Genomic DNA, 7,446 nt, shown 5'->3' on the forward strand with positions numbered 1-7,446 from the left:
TCCTAAACATAAAGAATTGAATATACATAAAAGAAAGAAGCTTGAGCGATCAAGCTTCTTTTGTTTTATATTTGATCGCCTAAATTATGCAACAGCTCGGCGAGCTCGTCAAATCCAGCATCCAGCGCATAATCCTCAGCTGTATATCCTGTTTCATCAACTTTCAACGGATCAGCCCCTGCTTTTAGCAAAAGTTCCGCTCCTTCTATGTCGCCATTTTTTGCTGCGGTCATTAGCGGTGTCCATCCGGTACTGTCCTGTAAATTCGGATTAGCTCCTTCTTCCAGCAATAACGCTACCATCTCTATGCTTTCATTATACAACGCTATCGTTAATGCCGTTTCTTCATAACTTTGCTCAATCACATTCAATTGCGCTCCCGCGTCTATCAATGAAGAAGCGATTGCTGTTTCATTTAGCTGGGCTGCCCACATTAGCGCTGTCCATCCTTCATCGTCTGCTGCATTCGGATTTCCTCCAGCATCAAGCAGAGATTTAACGAGCTCAAAATCAGCCTCTGAAGCCGCACCAAGCATTTGATCATCGGTTGGCGGACCATCAAGAGAAGACATAAAGGTATCAATCGATTTCGAGAAGGTCACCCCGATCGTAACAGATCCCCCGAGAACAAGAATAACAGCCAAAACGATGATAAGTGCTATTCGCGAAGAGGATGTCTTAAAAATGATATTCGATGAGATGCCTGCATATTGCTGAATCGCGTAGATACGCTTCGGCAGAGGCGGGTGAGTCGATAGCTTCTCAGCCAGCCATACAAACAAACCTTTCTCATAGCTGCTTTGCAGTAAATATTCCTCACGGTCTACCCGTTTGTAGAGCGTTTTGCCGATGGCTAATATCGTTAAACCATTCATTGCGGCTTCAGCATCATTGGTGTAATAAGCTGCCATACGGTCGCATGTATATTCGCAAGCCCGCGAGTATGCTTCTCCAAGAAATGGAAGCCATAACGCCGGCAATATGAGCAGCTGCTTCGACAAATGATTTCGTTTGATGTGGGCGAGCTCGTGTGAAATGACAAAAGTGAGCTCTTTTTCCCCACCCGCCTGAATCATTTCGAACAAATCGGAATAAAGCACCACCATATTGCGGCCAAAAAAGCGCGAAGCAAACGCATTTAATATCCCGCTTGACTCCATAACATATAGATCCGGTACAACAGTAAAGCCCATCCGCTCACACTGTGCCTGGGCAATTGCGAACACTTCCGGGAATTGTCTCGGTGTGATCCGAACGCCATTGGTTCGAATGCTTGCCATCATAACCGCTTGAGCGAATAAGGGCAGAAGAATAAGAATCGGTAGGATGAAAATGAAAATAATAGAAATAAACAGACATAAATAAATGAAAACACTAAAGATAAGCGCTAGAACAAAGTAACGATTCTCTTTCTTATGTATGAGCGACGTTTCTAAATCAATTGCATTCAATTAATGGCATCCCCTTCTAAAATAATACCCACATTATACACGATTTCCCAAAGTTATTATACAACCTTCAGCATAACAAAAAAACTCATCTGCAATTTAGGATTGCAAATGAGTTCTTTCAGTGCTTGACATCTAGCTTTGCTCAAGGAATTGGTAAACAGCCATCATTTCTTGTTTATTCAACTCACGAATGCGATTGAAAATTGGAATATCAGCTACCGCCTCAATATTTGAGCTGTCTTTAACAACATCACTTACTTTGCCTGTCAGCCATGTTTGCACGTCTATGCCTTCAACAATTTCCTTAAGCCCTTCATCATTGATGCCACTTGCATAACAGCTAACACATGGTACCGATAATTTGAACACGCCATCGTGTAGGCCATCTTCCGAAATTACTCTTTTCCCTTTGCAGAATGGACATGGCTGGCTGGCTTTAATTTTATTTATTAAGGTAACAATTTTTTTGTAACCAAACGCTTCATAGACATAGGTCAGTTTTTTGTATTTACCATTGGTGAAATACTTATCAATGATCGTTTCTCTCGTTTCGGTGATATTGGCAAAATCACAGACGGTGATCCGATTATTAATACTGATGGATTCGATACTGTTGCTGATACGGCCCCAGAACGGCAGCACATTTTGCAAGACCATTTCATAGTGGGAAAAGCTCGCGACCTCTAGTTCAAGCATTTTCAACGCAGCTTGCGTCTCCCTAGGCAATAGAGAAACCTCTTCCGTCAAAACCATATCGCCCCCGACAATCGCTTTCATTTTGTCTAGAACCTTTAGATTTCCAACGGTTTTAATGACATGATCAAGAGGCTGCTGAATAATCTCACGAATATCCGTCTCGCCAAACTTTAGCTTTTTATGATGCTTTAATACCGTTCCTTGACAAATTGGGCAAGTAATCAACTTTTTGGATTCTTTTATACGCTCTTTAATCTCCGATTTCGATACCACCATATACATCCCAATGATGTGATTAAAGCCTTCCCAAGTCCTTGATGCCTTGCCTACTTTATCATAGAATGACTTTTCCCAATATCCGTACAAAAAAGTATGCTTTTCTGCGTCTGTCATCTCTGCATAACTTTTGCTTATATTCTGGCCGAGCTCATTTTTAATCTCTTCAAAAATAAATTTTATTTTTGGGAATTGATAAAACTTCAAAATATCCATCACATCTGGATGCAATAAGCCATCCCAGAATGGCGCGTCTTTGTCCTGAATAACAATATCAAAATCAAATTTTTCAATTACACGGCGGCCAGAGCAGCATGGGCAATGATTGCCTTGATTATAGAAATCGAAGCTATTCGTATCTTTATTGGTTGGATGTGCCGCCACAATATGGTTGATTAAGCCGCCAATTTCGTAGAGAAAAGTATATTGGCTGTACAAGTGGCGTTCCAAATCAATGGCGATGACGGGTGCAATGGTATCTGATTCATATTCACCATAAATGAGACGAGCCATTGATGATAAACTTTTTAAGATGCCGCCTTTATAAACGTTTTCCGCATTTTTAAAATAGGCAATCTGGTTTTCTTTTAAATAATTAACGCCATTTTTTTGATCTAGTGTTGAAGGAATATGGAAAGGAGCAGCTTTATCTTCATGGTTTTGTTCCCGGTAATAATCATCATGACTGACAACATCAAGATCCTCCACGGGTGCATGCTGTCTTTTGCCAAAATCAACGATAAAATCAGAGCTTTCCAGCATATACGAATTATGTTCAATCATGATCATGGAGACGGATTCATCCTGTAGAATGACCCTCACACTATCAATGAATTGATTCAAAATATTTTGTGATAACCCTTTTGAAGGCTCGTCAAAAATAAATAGCGTATTCGGGTTTCTGGAGCCCGCAAACAACTCAGAAACTAAATGAACACATTGAAATTCACCCGTTGATAAGGATTGTGTTTTTCTCTCCAACGTCAAATAACCAAGTCCTAGCTTGATCAATAAGCTCAAGCGTTTATGAGCGATGTCTTCATTTGGCAGCTCAACAATAATATCTTCAATCGAGCGCTGAAAAATATCATCAATATCATCACTATATTTTGTAAGCTTCTTTTTAATATCTAGAAAAGTGGCAACGGTTGACCGGCTAGTGATTGATTGGTTACGATCCTGCCCAACCATAACCAGCTTATCCTTCGGATAGCGCTTCACAAAATCCTTGGACATGCACTCATTAACAAGTGTGGATTTGCCACAGCCTGACTCGCCTGTAAAAGTGACAAGTCTATTTTTAGGAATCTGAATTTCACTGATTTGAATATTCCGGCAGTGAAGATCAAGAAATTGATAATATTCTGTTGGTGCTGCCTCGTTTCGTTCCCCGTGGATTGGCTTTGGACGTGGTGATTCTTCCACTATTTTTCCGCCGTATTTACCGCTGCCAGGTCCAAAAAACAAATGCTTATCCGCTGTGTCCAGCACCGTGTCAGAATGGTCAATGAGCCAAATTTGATTTTTAAACCCTAATTGTTTTATCTCAGCTAAAATCTTCAATAACGTTTGATGATCAAGACCTACGGAAATTTCGTCGATAATAATAACCGTATTCTCACTTGTAGCCATAAATTCAGCCAAGTAGAGCCGAGTTACTTCTCCACCTGACAATGTTCCCATAATCCGATTTAACGTTAAGTAACCAATATTCATATTGATTATATTTTTTAAAATGTTTTGTTTACCTTCACTAATCTTTAGAACTTCTGCTAGTGAATAAATTGTTTCCACGCTGAAATTGTTGATGTCCGATATACTCTGTGCTTGATCCAATAACTCAAATTTATATTGTTCAACTTCTTGATTGTAACGTTTCCCCATACATTTTTTACATTCGATATTTTTAGTTGTTCCGCGGCCTTTACAGTCTGGACACCAGCCTAATTCATTATTAAATGAAAAAACTTCTGGAGAAAGATTATACTTTTCAGCAAGAGCAACTCGAATTTCAGTAAACACGCCAGTATGCGTACCAATAGTTGAACGAGGATTTGAAGAAATGGATGATCGACCTAGAAAAAGGACAAGCGGCATTTCCTCCATCTTAATGGCACTGAAATTGGTTTCCATAATATTAGGAAATAGATACTGATACTCCGCCTTTGGCAATAAGGAAACGAGACGTTTCTTCGATTCTTCACCAATGGTTTGAGAAAAAGTTGTTTTTCCAGATCCAGATAAACCAGCTATGCCTAACGATTTATCTACTGGCAGTACTTCATCTAATTTGTTAATATTGTTCGCAATTAATTGCTTTATTTTCATTGTGATCTCCTCTCCAATCTCTAAAAATTTGTCTCTGTATATGATAAAAGCAAGCTTCTACAGCCAACCTGCTATGTTTGCTCATTTAAGATGATTTCAAAAGGCATCTTATGAAAAAGAAAGAGCACAATTCTTACTGCGGAATTGCGCCCTATTTTTAAAAAATGATTTATTTGTATAAAACGATGAATTAAGTTTGGTGTTGAATAACTTGCATCATGAAAGTTGAAAAATCATATTATAGTTCGGCTAACACTTTTCCAAGCTGATCGCCCTTGTAAGTCCAAGCAGATTTAGCTCCTTCAATTGCTCCCGGACGGGATTTTGTTTCTTCACTAAATCCAGTTTGGTCGAGGTGCAGGTGAACCGTTCCATCTGAACCTTCTTTCAAAGTCCATGTAATTGTCGTATTTTCTCCGGCACTTATCCAAGTGTAAGATAAGGTATGAGGCTCGTCCACTATAAGTACTTCGCAATCTACAATGCCGTTCCACCATTCGGAAGGCTCCGTTTTGAACTGAAATTTATGTCCAACGACTGGTTCAAAATCATTATTCCAAATCCATTTCGCAAGCGTATCCGAATCCGTTAAAGCATTCCACACTTGGTCGATTGAGCTTGTAAATTGAAAATCTAATGATACATCTGGTTTCATTTTTTTTCCTCCAATATAAGTTTTAATTTATCTATTCTTTCATTCCAGAATCCTTCGTAAAATGATACCCAATCTTTAATTTCTTTCAATGGATTAGCATTCAATCGATATCTCGTTTCTCTGCCAACCTTTTGAGCAATGACAAGATCGGCATCTTTCAGGATTGCCAAATGCTTGGAAACCGCTGTTCGACCCATTTGAAAATGAACCGTTATCTCATGTAGGGGCAAGTCTTCAACTTCTGCCAACAATTGAATTAGCTTTCGCCTTGTTGGATCGGCAACAGCGTCGTAAACATCCCTCATCTGACCTTTATCGTTCAAAACCACCCCCACCTTTTCATTATTATTTACTGTAATGCTGCCTATTAAACGACATTACAGCTTATTAAGACACCTTTTGGAGTCACATCGATTATAGGACACCAAAAGGTGTCGTGTCAAGTTTTCCGCGCAGACATCATCTGGCGCATTATCAGACAATCGATTCTGGAGAAATCACTTCCCACTTTCCAAACAGCGTCAAACCCGCCGCTTTAGCCAGCGACGTAGAAGCCTGATTATCGAGTTGGCATCGGTACTGGGGTTCGTATCCCTGACTATAGGCGTATTTACTTATTGTACGCACTACTTTGCGGGCGTGACCTTTTCCTCTAAAAGACGTCAAAGTCAGTACGCCAAGATCCGCTATTTGCACATTCTCCCAAGGATACATGCTGGCGGCGCTGGCCAGGCGGTTTTGCTCAAAAGATCCGAACACTGCCCAGTGATCTAATTCCACATAAGCGTCATCCAAATCTTGTTCCGAGGCTAATGACTGGAACTCGGAGAAGATTAAATCATCTTGCACTGTTAACTGTCGCAAGACACCATCCTGGTTTTCTTGCAGTAATTTGTACTTATCGGCTTCTGAAAAATAAAAAAGATAATCCGCACCATGCAAAGCTACTCCCGCTTCTTTCAATTTCCGGCGAAAGGTCGACTCAGACAGGTCTTGTCCTTGATAAAGACCAATCTTTTCGGCCAATGCAGCTGTTAGGATCGCCATTACTCGGCCGTCGGAGCTTTCCAGCAACATGACCCGACGATCTTCGCTCAGGTCATCGTTAGTGGCGACAGTAAAAACATCATCGCTATACAGGACATCTCCATTCAAAAATGGCGCCTTCCAAAAGTCAGTTATTGTTTGAGAAAATAAAGACATCCTATTTACCCCCTATAAAAGAATTTCTATTTTAAAATACTATAAAGTAGGCACAACGCAAACAGTTTATCTTTTTTATAATCATTCGCCTTGCAAAACGGGCACAGCTTTATATTAAAAAGAATGCCAGCTTTCCTTTATAGCTTGAAATACATAGGATGATTAGTCTCTACTTGCACAAAAAAGACTCTTCAGCCGCGTAGCTAAAGAGTCTTTCCTTCCATCTAATCTTATCTAAAGTTTAGTTTATCATTACAACTAATGATCCGATTCATCCCATTTTTTCGAATAGGCTTTTTTTGTAACCCAAAGTGTCAGCCATGTGAGCAATACAACGATAATACCCGAAAAAATCCAAACACCTGCAGGAACGTTCATCTATATGTACCCCCTCTTTGTCTACTTCCTCTATTTTACAAGATCCCATTCGATTATTTTCAACAGATCCGTTAACAAATTCGTAACTTTTCTAATCATAAATCATCATGGACGGAGTAGCAAATAACGGATGACACTTCATGAATTAACCTCTATGGTGAATGATAATATCAATCGGATAACGACCAGCATTGCGTCCGTAAAGCGTCAAACCGCCTTGTTCGGCTTCGAGCTGAAGCTTAAACCTGCGATTTTTGTTCAGCTTAGCAGTCAATGCACTAGGTAAAATAACTTTGCAAAGATAACCGTATGATCCTGCATCCTCCAGCTTGTTAGAAACCGCTTGATAGTGCCAAGACAGAACGCCACGGCTATCCGCAGGATCATCTGTCAACACAATCGTATCAACTAGCTGTCCATCAATGAGAACATTCAGCTTAGCTTCATGGCGATCTGAAT

Annotated in this window: 5 protein-coding genes and 1 pseudogene; all 6 read right to left on the reverse strand. The window is 40.0% G+C overall.

The window, feature by feature from the left end; translation table 11 throughout:
* Positions 1 to 65: 65 nt before the first annotated feature.
* The gene (locus AB4Z17_RS30340) at positions 66 to 1,451 is read right to left on the reverse strand and encodes a M48 family metallopeptidase (protein ID WP_441909723.1); all 1,386 of its coding nucleotides are present in this window, start codon (positions 1,449 to 1,451) and stop codon (positions 66 to 68) included.
* Between the two features lie 132 nt (positions 1,452 to 1,583).
* Positions 1,584 to 4,751 (reverse strand): ATP-binding cassette domain-containing protein, encoded by a 3,168-nt coding sequence (locus tag AB4Z17_RS30345; RefSeq protein ID WP_441963997.1) that lies wholly within the window; start codon positions 4,749 to 4,751, stop codon positions 1,584 to 1,586.
* Positions 4,752 to 4,989: 238 nt separating this feature from the next.
* Positions 4,990 to 5,406: an SRPBCC family protein gene (locus tag AB4Z17_RS30350; RefSeq protein ID WP_441963999.1), complete on the reverse strand. Its 417-nt coding sequence runs from the start codon at positions 5,404 to 5,406 to the stop codon at positions 4,990 to 4,992.
* Positions 5,403 to 5,711, reverse strand: coding sequence for an ArsR/SmtB family transcription factor (locus AB4Z17_RS30355; RefSeq protein ID WP_372238995.1), 309 nt, complete (start codon positions 5,709 to 5,711; stop codon positions 5,403 to 5,405). Before AB4Z17_RS30355 ends, AB4Z17_RS30350 begins: the two co-directional genes overlap by 4 nt.
* Positions 5,712 to 5,880: 169 nt before the next feature.
* Positions 5,881 to 6,609, reverse strand: coding sequence for a GNAT family N-acetyltransferase (locus tag AB4Z17_RS30360; RefSeq protein ID WP_441964001.1), 729 nt, complete (start codon positions 6,607 to 6,609; stop codon positions 5,881 to 5,883).
* A gap of 523 nt (positions 6,610 to 7,132) precedes the next feature.
* Positions 7,133 to 7,446: pseudogene (locus AB4Z17_RS30365) on the reverse strand (glycoside hydrolase family 2 protein); the annotation flags it as partial.

The organism is Paenibacillus sp. TAF43_2 (genome assembly GCF_052113545.1).
Classification (GTDB): Bacteria; Bacillota; Bacilli; order Paenibacillales; family Paenibacillaceae; genus Pristimantibacillus.